This is a genomic window from Thermococcus pacificus (genome assembly GCF_002214485.1).
Classification (GTDB): Archaea; Methanobacteriota_B; Thermococci; order Thermococcales; family Thermococcaceae; genus Thermococcus; species Thermococcus pacificus.
In genome coordinates, this window is the sequence record NZ_CP015102.1 from 1,700,395 (window position 1) to 1,713,217 (window position 12,823).

The window sequence follows — 12,823 nt, forward strand, 5'->3', positions numbered from 1 at the left end:
TTTAGTCAGTGCTTATCACTTTCTATTCTCCTTCGGCTCCTTGACGATGATCCTCGCGTCAACGACCACCGCACCCTTGCCCCTCTCGTAGACGAAGACCGGGTTGAGGTCCATCTCCTTAATGTAGTCCCTAAGGTCGTCAACGAGCTCGCTGACTTTGAGCAGGAGCTGGACGATGGCGTCTATGTCGGCCGGCTCCTCGCCGCGCGCTCCAGCCAAGATCGGGTAGCTCTTTATCTCCTGGATCATCTTCCTGGCGTCGCGCTCGGTTATCGGGATTATGCGGAAGGTCACGTCCTTCAGAACCTCGACGAAGATTCCGCCGAGACCGAACATTATCGCGTGGCCGAACTGCGGATCCTCGGTAACGCCGATGATTATCTCCCTGCCGGGCCTGAGCATTGGGGCAATGAGAACGCCGAGGATCTCTGCATCCGGCCTGTATTTGCGCGCGTTCTCGTGGATGACCTCCCACTTCTCCTTAAGCTCTTCCGGCGTCTTTATGTTGAGGAGAACCACCTTGGCGTCGCTCTTGTGGAGAATCTGCGGTGACATGAGCTTCATGGCCACTGGGTAGCCTATTTCCTCGGCGTACTTCAAAGCTTCATCGAGGGTCTTGGCAAGCTTCTCCTCCGGGACGGGGAGACCGTAGGCCTTGAGGACCTGCTTGGCCTCGTACTCGACGAGGGCAGTTCTGCCCTGAGCCAAAACGGACTCAATAACTTTGAGGGCTTCCTCCTTCATAGTACCACCACCATCACTCCTCAAGCCTCTTCAGGTATTCGGCATACTTAACGAGGCCCGCCATAGCTCTAACTCCCCTCTCAGGCGTCGGATAAACGGGAACCCCCTTGTCCTCGAGTATCCTGGCGTAGTGGTCGGTCTTCTTACCGCCCATCGCCACTGCCACTATCGGCTTGTCGCTCTTCTTCTGGTACTCCGCGAGAATGTCGATTATCTTCTCCTCCTCGAGGAGCGGCACCTGGAAGAGGACAATGATAACTATCGCGTCGACGTTCGGATCTTTGGTGAAGGCTTCGATAGCTACCCTGTAGCGCTCGGCGTCGGTGTCACCGACGACGTCGGTCGGGTTGCCTGGAACAGCGTGAGGCGGGAAGTTCTCCTTAAGGAACTTTATCGTCTCCTCGCTGAGGTCGGCCATCTTGAGGCCGAATTTAGCTACTGCATCGCTGGCCATGACTCCAGCTCCACCGCCATCGGTGATGATGCCTATCCTGTCGCCCTTCGGGAGCTTGTCCTTGAGTGCCGCGAAGGCCTTGGCCAGGTCGAACATGTGCTCAAAATCTTCTGCCCTGATTATGCCCGTCTGCTTGAAGACGGCGTCGTAAATCGTGTCCGCTCCGGCCAGAGAACCGGTGTGGCTTGATGCTGCTTTAGCACCGTACTCGGTCCTTCCGCTCTTTAGAGCTATCACAGGCTTGACCTTGGTTATCCTCTTGGCGGCCTCCATGAACTTTCTTCCGTCCTTAACGCCCTCGATGTAGAAGGTGACGACGTTTATCTCGTCGTCGTGGATGAAGTAGTCCATTAGGTCGGCATCGTCAACGTCGAGCTTGTTGCCGTAGCTGACCATCTTGCCGATTCCTATTCCGGCCATCGCGGCCCAGTCGAGCATGGCAGCGGCAAAGGCACCGCTCTGGCTGACGAAGGCTATAGGCCCGCTCTTTGGCCTGTCCATCTTCTCCTCGGGCAGGAAGACGGTGTCAACGCCCGTGTCGGGCACGTAAACGCCAACACAGTTGGGCCCGATAACGCGTATTCCGTTGGCCTTTGCTATCTCATAGATTTCGCGCTCGAGCTTCTTTCCTTCCTCGCCGAGCTCTCCGAAGCCACCCGTGATGATGATAACGGCCTTGATACCCTTCTCCGCGATGTCCCTCATCGTCTGGGGCACGAATGGGGCTGGAATCGAGATGACGGCCAGATCAGTGTCATCCGGGAGCTCTGCAACGCTCTTGTAGACTTTGTAGCCCTCAATCTCGTCGAGCTTGGGGTTCACGGGGTAGATGTTGCCCTTGAAGATTCCGCGCTCCTTGTTCATCCTGAAGTTCTCAAAAATGACGTTTCCAACCTTTCCCTTCTTGTTGGTTGCACCGATGATAGCGACCGCCTTCGGGTCGAAGAATGGCCTCATTTCTTCCACTATCCTTTCCGCCATTGGTATCCCTCCGCCAGAAACTGCTTCTCGGGGAAAATTCATTCCAGATGTATAAAAGAGTTGCGTTTTGTAAAAACCGCACTCCAATGAACTGAAACGTCCATCAATGTAGGCTTTTCAAAAATTCGAGACTTCTCCTGGCAGATTTAAGGTCGTTCACTTCCAGGGCCCTCGTCACAGGGGGCAGCTTTGGGAGAGCCTCTTTCCAGGGGACGGTTCCGTCACCGACCGGGAGGTGCTCATCCCTGTTTCCAGAGTTGTCGTGGAGGTGGATGTGGACTATTCTCTTCCCAAAGAGCTCCAAAAAGCGGTCGAAGTTTCTCGTCGTCGTGTTGAGGTGGCCGACGTCGAAAGTGACTCCAATCTCATCAAAATTCTTACACAAAACACCCCCACCAACGAAATCAAGGGCTAAGCAGAGTAATAGGGCTGGAAACGTTATTAGGAAAGTCTGCTTCAGTCTCTCCCGTCATCCGCGGGTTCCAACGGTTACGTTCACAGGGAGCATCATCTTCCACCCCCATTCCCTCCACCTCCAGGCCATCTAGGGGAAACGGCCTTATAAGAGTTGCAAAAGGCGAAAAGTAAATAAACCTGCCCGGAGATTCAAAACAGGGGAGGGACTTCGATGGAGGAATGGAATGAAGTTGAGGTTCCAAAGAACGTTAAGGACATCTTCATCGAGATGAAAAACACCGCGGAGCTTATGGTTGATCTTGCATATTCGGCTGCACTTTTTAAAGAGAAGGAGATGGCTGAAGAAGTTCTTGAGCTTGAAGAGTACCTGGACATCCTAAACTACCACCTGATGGTAAGGGCCGTTCTGGCGGCCAGAAACATGAAGGAAGCCGAACAGATAACTTCTATTCTCCAGATGGCCCGCTCAATAGACGACATATCAAACGCCGCCGCCGATCTGGCAAAAATGGTTCTGGAAGAGAAGATTCACCCCCTAATAACGGAGGTCATCCTTGAAAGTGAAGAGACCATCGGGAAGATAGTCGTTTCGCCAAACTCAACTCTCGTTGGAAAAAGCCTCGAGGAGCTGGATCTCTCCACAAATACTGGCGTCTGGGTTATTGCCATAAGAAGGGGGAAGAGGTGGATATTCGACCCCGATGAGGACACGAAGATAATGCCTGGAGACATAATCATCGGAAGGGGAACGAGAACAGCTCTGGACTATCTCAGGGAGATAGCCCGAGGAGTTATCAAGGTGATGTCCAATGAGTGAATTCGATGAGATAAGGAACTGCTTAGTTGAGATGAAAGATCTCTCCGCCCTGATGATAGATCTGGCCTTTTCATCTGTCATGTACAACAGCGAGGATATAGCCGAAGAGGTCTACCTACTCGAGGAAAAGATGGACGACCTTACATTAAAGGTTAAAAAGCTCGCCCTCAGGGCGGCCAAGCACGAGGAAGACCCAGAGAGTCTCTTGAGTATAATCGACTTGGCCGATATAAACGAGCGCATCAGCGATGCCGCCTATGGAATAGCCGATATAATCCTCAGGGACATAGAGCCGCACCCCATTATCAGAAAGATAATGGAAGATACCGAGGAAGAGCTCGGAAGGGTAACGGTTAGAGCTGGCTCAATACTCATAGGTAAGAGCCTGAAACAGCTCAAGCTCCCGAGCAAGATTGGAACGAGGATACTGGCTATAAAGCGTGGGACACGCTACATTTACAACCCGGGCAAGGATGACGTGATCCTTGAGGGTGATACCCTAATAGCCGTCAGCTCTGACCTCGACAAGCTCAGGAAGCTCGCGGGAGAAGAGGAAGAGGAGTAGCCCTTTTATTTTATGTCCTCGTCCCCCACAAGGCCCCTAGCGTAGGGGCAGAGCTCCTTAAGTGGACATTCCCCGCACTTGGGCCTTATGGGCCTGCAGATGCTCCTCCCATGGTCAACCATCGCGTGGTTCACGTATATCCACTTGTCCCTTGGAATAAGCTCCGTTAGGTACTCCTCCACCTTTTCCGGTACCACCCTGGGCGGGGCCAGGCCGAGGCGCTTGCTTATCCTGTTGACGTGCGTATCAACTGGAATAGCCTGCTTCCCAAAGCCGTAGGCCAAGACGATGTTTGCGCACTTCCTCCCGATGCCCGGCAGCTTCATCAGTTCGTTTATATCGTCCGGAACCTTCCCGCCGTACTTCTCCAGGATTATCCGGGATGCCTTAACAATCCACTCGCCCTTCGTCTTCCAGAGGCCGACGCCCTGCTTTCTCAAGAACCCCTGCATCTCCTCTACTGGCGTCGCCGCTATCGTCTCGATGTCCTTATAACGCTTGAAAAGCTCCTCCCAGACGCGGTAGGTTACCTCATCGCGCATGCGCTGGGAGATTATGCAGTGGACGAGTGTTCGATAAGGGTCGCCTATGAGGAGCTTCTCCCTTGGATAAGTTTTCATGAGGATTTCAACGATTTTCTTGGCCCTTTCCTTCTTTTCCTCCCAGCTTTCCTCAAAGGTGAAGGCGCTAAGGTCTAATGATTTTGACGCCGTCACCATGTATCACCACCACCGAATCTTCGGTTACCCTAATTCCTTTAAGTTCCTTGAACTCCTCACTATACAGCTTTTGCCCGTCCTTGGATAGCACGACTATCTCCCTACCGAGGATGACAACGAAGCCTCTGCCCGTTGGAATCACGTCATCGACAGGCTTCTCGAATTCAACGTTGACGACGTCGATGTCTCCGAACGAGAACTCTATTTTCGTGGTCTTATCAACCTTCATCGGGGACGGCTCCGCCAAGAGAACCTTGAAGTGGAGCGGCTCCCCGAGAAGGGTGATCTCTATCTTTTCTCCTGTCCTCACTTCCCTTCCGATGAGTTTCGTCCTGACGATCTCCTCGAAACCGGCTGAAAGCTCGGAGTCAAAGAGGGGCTTGAGAATCAGCCTCATGTTATCACCGGATAAATAAGGGCATCACATCTATTAAAGGTTTAGAATTCGAAACCCAGAAATGTCAGAGAACCCTGAAGCCAAGCTCCCTCAGCTTCCACACTATCTCCAGCGGGAAGCCGACGACGTTGTAGTAGTCGCCCCTTATCCACTCCACGAAGAGGCCGCCCTTCCCCTGTATGCCGTAGGCGCCGGCCTTGTCCATCGGCTCACCCGTGGCCACGTAAGCTCTGATGACCTCGTCATCCAGCTCGCGGAACTTAACGTCCGTAACCACGGCCCCGCAGTGCTCCTTCCCCCCATGGATTATGCAGTATCCCGTCGTGACCTGGTGAACCCTGCCGCTGAGGAGCCTGAGCATCCTGAAGGCGTGCCCCTCATCCTTGGGTTTGCCGAGGATCTGGCCGTTTATGCTGACGACGGTGTCGGCGCCGATGACCGTCCCACCCACTCTGCTGTAGACGTCCCTGGCCTTCCTCCGCGCGAGCTCCAGGGCGTATTCCCTCGGATCGTCAAGGGAACAGTGCTCATCGACCTCGCTTGGAACGACCTCGAACTCCCGTATGAACCTCCCCAGTATCTCCCGTCTCCTCGGACTCGCGGATGCCAGCACAAGCATGGTTGTGGCTCTGGGAAGGGGTTAAAAAAGGTTGTGAGGGGAGCATGACGGTATTCAAACGGATGCCATATGACTCACAGTTCACGCTCCCCATTGCCCGCGAGGCGGTTCTCAAGTTCGCCGATCCTCTCCTGGAGCCGCTCCACCTCCGAGACAACGGCCAGTAGGAGGAAAACCAGTAAGGAGGATGCCGGTCTCCTTGTACTCAAACGTGCCAAAGGCCACCATCGCCATCGCGATGAGGACGGCAAAGAGAGCGGGGAGATCCCTGGCGAGCTTCATTTCCGCGCCCCCTCATAGTTTCCCTCATCTTCATGAGTTCGGAATGGAGGTCCTCCACCTCTCCCCTCAGGCTCTCGAGTTCGCCCCCTATTTTCATCATCGCAAAACCCGTGATGATGAAGAGGAAGGCAATGCCGACATACAAAACCCAGCCGAAGGGGTGGATGAGCAGCGGGATGGATGCAAGGACCATCAAAAAGCCCAGCGTGCTGATCCTAACCATTCTCAACACCGGAGATACTTTTTAGGAGTTCCAGCTCCTCCCTCAGGCGGGCGAGCTCACCCTTCAGCTCCCTCCGCATCTCCCCCATCTTCCAGACGACTGTGCCAATGGTGATGGGGAGGAGACCAAGCCCCAGAGCGCGACCTTCAGTTATCAGGATAACCGCCAGCCCAAGGGCGCTCACAACAGCACCGAGCGTTTCAAGGGTGTCATAACTCTCCTCCACTTATTACCACCAAGAAAAAGAATGAAGCAAACTATAAAAAGTTTGCGAATTTGGCAGGGCTCATGTGGTTGCCCATATCGGTATGCCCGCGTCGATGAGCCTCTTGAGCTCCTTGCCTATTGGCGTGCTCTTGCTGACCTTTACGAGGCCCTTCTTGCTCGGCGTCGCCGTGAAGACGTACTGCTCACCGCCGTAGAACTTGAGCGGCTTCTTGGCATAGTCGGGTGAAACTCTGAGCACTATCGTTTTCTTCTTCTCCTCGACTTCAACGGGTATCTTCTCCTTTGGCTTCTCTGCCTCGCGCTCGGTGAAGCTCTTGACGTCGATGCTTATGCCGATCTTCTTCTCCAGATCTGTGATCCTCTTGCCCTTCTTCCCAATTATCGCCGGGATGTCAAACTCGTCCGCATAGATAACAGCTTTGTGCGGGCTGACTATCTCCACCTCAGTATAGACGTCCGGGAGGAACTTCTTTATCTCCTGCTTGAGCCTCCTCTCGGCGAGCTTCAAAGCGGGGGCCTTCTCCTCCTTCTTTACCGGGACGACGCTTACCTCCTCACCGTAGGTGTAGATCTCGTACTCGAGCTCGCCGGTCTCAAAGTCCCTAACCTCAATGACTGGTCTAGCGAGGTCTTCCTCCTTCATGCCGCTCGGCACCTTGACGAGGTACTCCAGCGTCAGAACCTTCTCAACGCGGCCGGCTTTGATGAATATCACGGTATCGACTATCTGCGGTATCATTCCGAGCTCGACTCTGCCGATGAAGCGCTGAATCGCGTCTATGGGCTTTGTGGCGTGGACGACGCCTACCATTCCAACGCCGGCCAGTCTCAAATCGGCGTAGATCTTGAAGTCGCTCGTCTTCCTCATCTCGTCAAATATCGTGTAGTCCGGCCTGACGAGGAGGAGTATGTCTCCAGTCAGCTCCATCCTGCCGTTTAGGGCGGTGTACTGCGTTATCTCCTCGCTCACCTGGAGGTCGCGCGGCTTCTCCATGGTCTTGACGATTCTGCCCATGGAGGCATACCACTCCGCCAGAGCCTGGGCGAAGGTCGTTTTGCCCTCACCCGGGGCACCGGCGATCAAAATACCCTGGGCCCTGTCCTTTAACCGCTCCAAGAGCTTTTCGCTCAGCTCGTAGTCCTCTATGCTGAGCTTCTTAACGGGTCTCACCGCGGTTATCTCTATCCTGTCGGCGAATGGCGGCTTCGCTATAACGATGCGGTAGTTCCTGAGCTGGACTACCGTTGCCCCCGGCTCGTCCATCTCGATGAAGCTCTCCGGATCGCGTCTGGCCCTCTCGACTATGTCATCGGCGATCTCATAGAGCTCTTCATCTGTCAGAACCTCATCCCTGACTGGAACTAACTTCCAGTCGCCGGGGCGGCCTTTCTTGGCAAAGGGCCTCAGGCCACCCTTGAGGTGGACGCTCATCGTCGTCTCATCGAAGAAGTCCTCAAGGCGGTGGCGAATCTCCTTTTTGGCGGTGAGGTAGATTACCTCTATCCCCTTCGCTATCGCCACATCCCTCTGCACCTGGTCGCAGGTTATGAGGATTGCACCGAGTTCCCTCGCGGCCTCGCGCACCATGTGGTCTATCTCCCCGGCCTTGGCGCGCCTTATCTGCCAGAGCTCCGGCCTGTCGCCGTGAAACTCAAGGAGAATCCTGTCCTCGTCTGCCATTTTCCTGAGCTTCTTGAGCTCCTCCAGACCCACGTGGCCAATAGCTTTCCCCTCGTTGGCTTGGTGTTCAATCTCAGCTACAACGGCCTCCGGAATGACCACCTTAACCTTTTCGTTGAGCGTTGAGAGGAACTGTGTCAGGCGACCGTCAACTATCACGCTCGTATCTGCAACAAACACCTTCATTTCTCTCACCTCTTTTCCAAAGGGCTCTGCGGCTAAAGGTTCATAAAGGTTTATGCCGCAGAAGTTAGGGGGAGATACAAATGGGCAGGCTCATATCCGTGGCATCCGGCAAGGGCGGAACTGGAAAGACGACGACAACGGCAAACCTGGCGATAGCGCTCGGGAAGATGGGCTATAGGGTGTGCGCCGTCGATGCCGATCTCACGATGGCAAATCTGAGCCTTGTCATGGGGATAGATGACGCTGACACGACGATACACGACGTCTTGGCAGGTATGGCTGATATAAACGACGCGATATATGCCACGACCTATGAGAACGTCCACGTGATTCCGGCCGCGATAGACTGGGAGCACGTCATAAGGGCCGACCCGAGGAAGCTCCCGGACACCATCAAGCCCCTCAAGGAGAAGTTCGACTTCGTGATAATAGACTCACCCGCAGGCCTGCAGATGGACGCGATGAACGCCATGATGAGCGGGGAGGAGGTTCTCCTCGTCACGAACCCCGAAATTTCCTGCCTGACCGACACGATGAAGGTTGGCATGGTTCTGAAGAGGGCCGGCCTGGCAGTCCTAGGCTTCGTCCTCAACCGCTATGGGAGGAGCGAAAACGACATACCGCCGGACGCTGCAGAGGAGGTCATGGAGATACCTCTGCTGGAGGTCATCCCGGAGGATCCCAAGGTGAGGGAGGCGACGCTGGAGGGCGTTCCCGTCGTCGAGTACGCGCCTAACTCACCGGGTGCAAAGGCATTCATGGAGCTTGCTGAGACAATCGTGAGGATAGCCGGCCTCAAGGCAAGGGTGATGGGATGATCCTGGTCTTCGTGGGGACCGCGGGAAGCGGAAAGACCACGATGAGCGGGGCTTTCGGGAGGTACTTAGAGGAAAACAGCCACTCCGTCGGCTACGTCAACCTGGACACCGGGGTGAAGAATCTACCCTACCCCCCGGACGTTGATGTAAGGGAAGATATAACCGCGTGGGAGCTGATGGAGGAAGGCTACGGGCCCAACGGGGCAATAGTCGAGAGCTACGACAGGCTCCTGGCAAAGCTGGGGGACTACGCTTCCAGGATAGCCCGCCTCAATGAGGAGAGGGACTACGTGATAATCGACACACCTGGCCAGATGGAGACCTTTCTCTTCCACGAATTCGGCGTCAGGCTGATGGAGAACCTCCCCGAGCCGCTGACGGTCTACCTCTTTGGTCCTGAGATACTGAGGAAGCCAGCCGACTTCTGCTTTGCCAGGTTCTTCAGCCTGATGATAGACCTCCGCCTGGGCACCACGACCGTTCCAGCCCTCAGCAAGGTGGACACCGTGGAAAGCATAGAGGACTACAGGAAGTTCCTAGACGACATCGAGTACCTAACCGCGAGGCTGAAGCTTGACCCGTCAACGCAGGGTCTCCTCGCCTACAGGATGTGCTCCACACTTCCCGAGCTGGCCTCGCCGACGAGGCTGCTCTATCTGTCTGCAAAAACGGGGGAAGGCTTCGACGAGCTGGAAACCTTGGCCTATGAGCACTACTGCACCTGCGGCGACCTGACGTAGTTCAATTTTTGGCCCCTCTCATGGACGGGCGTTCAGTACCGGCGCGGGTTCTTTATCACTATCTCACGTCGAAAGCGGGAAGCCTTTTCTTAAAGACGACCAACTCGGGGTGGTGGAAGAGCATGTGCCTGGTGGCGGGTGGAATCGGTTCGAATCTCCGGGAAAAGTTCATCCTCATGATAAACGCCGGCAAGCACAGGGGAGAGGACAGCTTCGGCGTGTGGACTGACGCAGGGGTGCTGAAATCGGACGACTTCTCCAGGGTGGGGGAGATACCCGAAGGACGTATCGGGCTTATTCAGTGCAGGCTCGCCATGACCGGCTCAAAGACGTTCATGCAGCCCTTCGTCAACGACTTCGCCCTCGTCCACAACGGCGAGATATACAACCACCGCGAGCTGAGGGCATGGCTCGAGGGGCGCGGCGTTTCCTTTGAGAGCGATGTGGACAGCGAGGTGATTCTGAGGCTCATCGAGTATCTCCTCGGGAGCGGGCTGAGCATCCACGATGCCGTCAGGAAGGCTATGACGATGCTCGAAGGGGACTACGCCGTGGCAATCTCAGACGGAAAAGTGATCCACCTCTTCCGCGATCCCGTTGGCATCAGGCCGCTCTACTACTCCCCGAGGGGCTTTTTTGCGAGCGAGAAGAAGGTGCTCTGGGCCATTGGGGAGGAGGCAATCCCCGTGAGGCCTGGGGAACTCGTCACAATTTCGGGAAGCGGAGCGGCCATGAGGAGGGTTTTCTCACTGGACGAGCTGAAGAGAAGTCCTCTCTCAGGGGAGCGTGCAGTGAACGCGGTCCTCAAAACCCTGGCATGCTCTGTGAGGCACCGGGTGGGGAAGAAAACGGGTGTCCTCTTCTCCGGCGGGCTGGACAGCTCACTGGTGACACTGCTCGCGTCGGAGTACTCTGACGTCGTCATCTACACAGCCGGGGCCGAGGGAAGCCCCGACCTCGAGTGGGCGAGAATGGCGGCGGATAAGCTCGGACTCCCGCTGAAGGAGTACGTCTTCGACGTAGAAGACGTAAGGGATGCGGTTCCAAAGGTTGTCTTCGCGATAGAGGAGCCCAACCCCATGAACCTGGCCATCGGGATACCGCTCTACTTTGCCACGAGGCTGGCGCGCGAAGACGGAACGAAGGTTCTGCTGAGCGGACAGGGAGCGGACGAGCTTTTCGGCGGCTACGCGAAGTACCTGGAGAGGCCGGAACTGATGGAGCTTGACCTCAGGGAGCTCTCCGAGAGGAACCTCGCCAGGGACGATAAGATAGCCATGCTCAACTCAGTGGAGGGGCGCTTCCCGTTCCTGAGCCTGCCGGTGATATCGGCCGCACTTAACACACCTCTGGAGGCAAAGATATCTGGCGGCGTTAGAAAAGCAGTCCTAAGGAGGGCGGCCATCAGGGCAGGGTTGCCGGAGGAAATTGCCATGAGGGAGAAGAAGGCCGCGCAGTACGGCAGCCATGCACAGAAGCTCCTTGAGAAGGTCGCCAAGGGAGAAGGGCTCAGCCTTAGGGAATACGCCGAGAAAGCATTTAGGGAGATGTTTAAACGGGAATAAACGCTCCTGAACGTTCTTTAATGATCCGGCCCCGAAAGGCCCATCCATGCCTTTCTTCTTCCCCAGAGGACTAACGAAAGCTAACGGTTTCGTGAAAAAGGCTTAAATAAAGCATTTTCTAAGGGGTAAATGGTGGGAGAACGTGGAGTGGAGGAAACTGGGCGTCATGTTCATCGGCTTTATGTTCATCCTGGGGGTGATCCCGGATCATGTCGGCTACGTCTCGGCGGCCGATTCGAGCATCGCAATCCTGGTAACGGATAACGAGGCAGACCTGGCGATAGCGTACAGCGTCGCGGCCCTGCTCGATGCTAAGGTCATAGTGAGCCCGTGGGGAACCTACGACCCTGCCGTCAGTGCGGAGATACTGAGCGTGGAGCCCGGAAAGGTCATCATAATCGGCGGCCCTGTGGCCGTACCCGAGGACTACAACGGGGACCTGGACGACTTTGGAATCCCCTACGAGCGCTGGTACGGGGAGACGAGGTACGAAACCAACCTGGCCGTCATCGAGGGGCTCCTGGAGGAGTTTCCAGGGATTTACGAAGGGATAGATGCTGTCGTCGTGGCCAACGGGCGGGACGGGCTCGCGCTGAAGGAGTACCTTAAGAGGGTAAAGACCGGTTCAATGGGAGCCTACGGGAGTCCCCTGCTCATCCTGACGGACTCCGGAAAACTGAACGAGACCCTGGAGGCTCTGGGGAGGTTCAAGGGGCTTAAGAGCCTGGTCTACATGGGGACTTTCGAGGGAACGGCCCCGATTTTTCCGCTGAACAGTGAGTGGCTGACCGATTTCGCCAGGGGGCGCTTTGGAAGCGAACTGGGCGTCGAAGAAGTGGCCGCGTCCCTGGATCCCGTAACCACGGGGGAGGTTCTGAAGGACGTCCAGAACAAAACTGAGAGAGCAAAGGAGCTCCTCGACGGTCTCCAGATCCCCGCGGCCAGGAAGAGGCTGGAGATGGCAGAGAGTCTGATCGAGCAGGCCTGGAGCGAATACAATAGGGGGAATTACGCCGAGGCGTACCGGCTCGCCATGAAGGCCAGCGGCGACGCGGATTTCGTCATAGTGATGGCATACAAGGAAGTTATGACGATATACCAGGGCTCCGCCCAGAAGAGGCTCGAGAGGAGGCTGCTTCAGTTTGAGGTCATGGTCAGGGTTCTCGAAAAGAAAGGTTACGACGTGAGCGACGTCGAGAGCCTGCTGCAGCAGGCCAGGGATGCACTCAAGAGGCACGACTACTCAACGGTGCTCAACGACCTGATACCGCAGATAAAAGCGAAGCTGGCCGAGAAGACCCTCAGAGGACACGGGGCGTCGGGAACCTGGCCGGGTCAGCACGGTGGAGGGGAAGGGAGGAGACCATAACCCTTTTTAACGCCCTTC

At 55.7% G+C, this 12,823-nt stretch carries 15 protein-coding genes; 6 read left to right on the top strand and 9 right to left on the bottom strand.

The genetic code is table 11. The annotated features are described in order from the left end of the window. Positions 1-15 precede the first annotated feature (15 nt). The 3 genes from A3L08_RS09325 to A3L08_RS09335 form a co-directional block, all read right to left on the bottom strand. The gene (locus tag A3L08_RS09325) at positions 16-744 is read right to left on the bottom strand and encodes an acetate--CoA ligase family protein (RefSeq protein ID WP_088854744.1); all 729 of its coding nucleotides are present in this window, start codon (positions 742-744) and stop codon (positions 16-18) included. A 13-nt stretch (positions 745-757) separates the two neighbouring features. Continuing rightward, entirely contained in the window at positions 758-2,179 is a 1,422-nt protein-coding gene (locus A3L08_RS09330; RefSeq protein ID WP_088854745.1) for an acetate--CoA ligase family protein, read from the bottom strand. 103 nt (positions 2,180-2,282) lie between these two features. Then, positions 2,283-2,564: a sugar phosphate isomerase/epimerase family protein gene (locus A3L08_RS09335; protein WP_232461728.1), complete on the bottom strand. Its 282-nt coding sequence runs from the start codon at positions 2,562-2,564 to the stop codon at positions 2,283-2,285. Positions 2,565-2,807: 243 nt separating this feature from the next. Between A3L08_RS09335 and A3L08_RS09340 the strand changes: the two genes are divergently transcribed. Together A3L08_RS09340 and A3L08_RS09345 are read left to right on the top strand one after the other, a co-directional pair. Then, the gene (locus tag A3L08_RS09340; protein ID WP_088854747.1) at positions 2,808-3,413 is read left to right on the top strand and encodes a potassium channel family protein; all 606 of its coding nucleotides are present in this window, start codon (positions 2,808-2,810) and stop codon (positions 3,411-3,413) included. Further along, positions 3,406-3,978, top strand: coding sequence for a potassium channel family protein (locus A3L08_RS09345; protein WP_088854748.1), 573 nt, complete (start codon positions 3,406-3,408; stop codon positions 3,976-3,978). Before A3L08_RS09340 ends, A3L08_RS09345 begins: the two co-directional genes overlap by 8 nt. A gap of 5 nt (positions 3,979-3,983) precedes the next feature. On the opposite strand, the gene A3L08_RS09350 is transcribed toward A3L08_RS09345, so the two are convergent. The 6 genes from A3L08_RS09350 to A3L08_RS09375 form a co-directional block, all read right to left on the bottom strand. Further along, positions 3,984-4,697 carry an endonuclease III domain-containing protein gene (locus A3L08_RS09350; RefSeq protein ID WP_088854749.1) on the bottom strand — a complete coding sequence of 238 codons (714 nt, stop codon included), beginning with the start codon at positions 4,695-4,697 and terminating at the stop codon, positions 3,984-3,986. Continuing rightward, positions 4,666-5,094 carry a DUF6849 domain-containing protein gene (locus A3L08_RS09355; RefSeq protein WP_088854750.1) on the bottom strand — a complete coding sequence of 143 codons (429 nt, stop codon included), beginning with the start codon at positions 5,092-5,094 and terminating at the stop codon, positions 4,666-4,668. The genes A3L08_RS09350 and A3L08_RS09355 overlap by 32 nt, the downstream gene beginning before the upstream one ends. A gap of 64 nt (positions 5,095-5,158) precedes the next feature. Beyond that, the gene (locus A3L08_RS09360; RefSeq protein WP_088854751.1) at positions 5,159-5,713 is read right to left on the bottom strand and encodes a Maf-like protein; all 555 of its coding nucleotides are present in this window, start codon (positions 5,711-5,713) and stop codon (positions 5,159-5,161) included. 205 nt (positions 5,714-5,918) lie between these two features. Further along, entirely contained in the window at positions 5,919-6,218 is a 300-nt protein-coding gene (locus tag A3L08_RS09365; protein WP_088854752.1) for a hypothetical protein, read from the bottom strand. Then, a complete protein-coding gene (locus A3L08_RS09370; RefSeq protein WP_088854753.1) occupies positions 6,211-6,444 on the bottom strand; it encodes a hypothetical protein in 234 nt (77 codons plus the stop codon). Before A3L08_RS09370 ends, A3L08_RS09365 begins: the two co-directional genes overlap by 8 nt. A 60-nt stretch (positions 6,445-6,504) precedes the next feature. Beyond that, positions 6,505-8,313: a PINc/VapC family ATPase gene (locus A3L08_RS09375; protein ID WP_088854754.1), complete on the bottom strand. Its 1,809-nt coding sequence runs from the start codon at positions 8,311-8,313 to the stop codon at positions 6,505-6,507. A gap of 80 nt (positions 8,314-8,393) precedes the next feature. On the opposite strand from A3L08_RS09375, the gene minD reads away from it, so the two are divergent. The 4 genes from minD (at position 8,394) to A3L08_RS09395 (ending at position 12,805) form a co-directional block, all read left to right on the top strand. Continuing rightward, positions 8,394-9,131, top strand: coding sequence for a cell division ATPase MinD (minD, locus tag A3L08_RS09380; RefSeq protein ID WP_088854755.1), 738 nt, complete (start codon positions 8,394-8,396; stop codon positions 9,129-9,131). Next, positions 9,128-9,871: an ATP/GTP-binding protein gene (locus A3L08_RS09385; RefSeq protein WP_088854756.1), complete on the top strand. Its 744-nt coding sequence runs from the start codon at positions 9,128-9,130 to the stop codon at positions 9,869-9,871. The genes minD and A3L08_RS09385 overlap by 4 nt, the downstream gene beginning before the upstream one ends. Positions 9,872-9,993: 122 nt before the next feature. Continuing rightward, on the top strand, positions 9,994-11,436 hold the full coding sequence (gene asnB / locus A3L08_RS09390; protein WP_088854757.1) for an asparagine synthase (glutamine-hydrolyzing): 1,443 nt from the start codon (positions 9,994-9,996) through the stop codon (positions 11,434-11,436). 142 nt (positions 11,437-11,578) lie between these two features. Next, positions 11,579-12,805: a cell wall-binding repeat-containing protein gene (locus tag A3L08_RS09395; protein ID WP_198362120.1), complete on the top strand. Its 1,227-nt coding sequence runs from the start codon at positions 11,579-11,581 to the stop codon at positions 12,803-12,805. Positions 12,806-12,823: the final 18 nt, after the last annotated feature.

What these genes read in the sequence shown, in the direction of transcription:
- A3L08_RS09325 (WP_088854744.1), bottom strand. Translation starts at nt 744, where the DNA reads ATGAAGGAGGAAGCCCTCAAAGTTATTGAGTCCGTTTTGGCTCAGGGC.
- A3L08_RS09330 (WP_088854745.1), bottom strand. Translation starts at nt 2,179, where the DNA reads ATGGCGGAAAGGATAGTGGAAGAAATGAGGCCATTCTTCGACCCGAAG.
- A3L08_RS09340 (WP_088854747.1), top strand. Translation starts at nt 2,808, where the DNA reads ATGGAGGAATGGAATGAAGTTGAGGTTCCAAAGAACGTTAAGGACATC.
- A3L08_RS09345 (WP_088854748.1), top strand. Translation starts at nt 3,406, where the DNA reads ATGAGTGAATTCGATGAGATAAGGAACTGCTTAGTTGAGATGAAAGAT.
- A3L08_RS09350 (WP_088854749.1), bottom strand. Translation starts at nt 4,697, where the DNA reads ATGGTGACGGCGTCAAAATCATTAGACCTTAGCGCCTTCACCTTTGAG.
- A3L08_RS09355 (WP_088854750.1), bottom strand. Translation starts at nt 5,094, where the DNA reads ATGAGGCTGATTCTCAAGCCCCTCTTTGACTCCGAGCTTTCAGCCGGT.
- A3L08_RS09360 (WP_088854751.1), bottom strand. Translation starts at nt 5,713, where the DNA reads ATGCTTGTGCTGGCATCCGCGAGTCCGAGGAGACGGGAGATACTGGGG.
- A3L08_RS09365 (WP_088854752.1), bottom strand. Translation starts at nt 6,218, where the DNA reads ATGGTTAGGATCAGCACGCTGGGCTTTTTGATGGTCCTTGCATCCATC.
- A3L08_RS09375 (WP_088854754.1), bottom strand. Translation starts at nt 8,313, where the DNA reads ATGAAGGTGTTTGTTGCAGATACGAGCGTGATAGTTGACGGTCGCCTG.
- minD (WP_088854755.1), top strand. Translation starts at nt 8,394, where the DNA reads ATGGGCAGGCTCATATCCGTGGCATCCGGCAAGGGCGGAACTGGAAAG.
- A3L08_RS09385 (WP_088854756.1), top strand. Translation starts at nt 9,128, where the DNA reads ATGATCCTGGTCTTCGTGGGGACCGCGGGAAGCGGAAAGACCACGATG.
- asnB (WP_088854757.1), top strand. Translation starts at nt 9,994, where the DNA reads ATGTGCCTGGTGGCGGGTGGAATCGGTTCGAATCTCCGGGAAAAGTTC.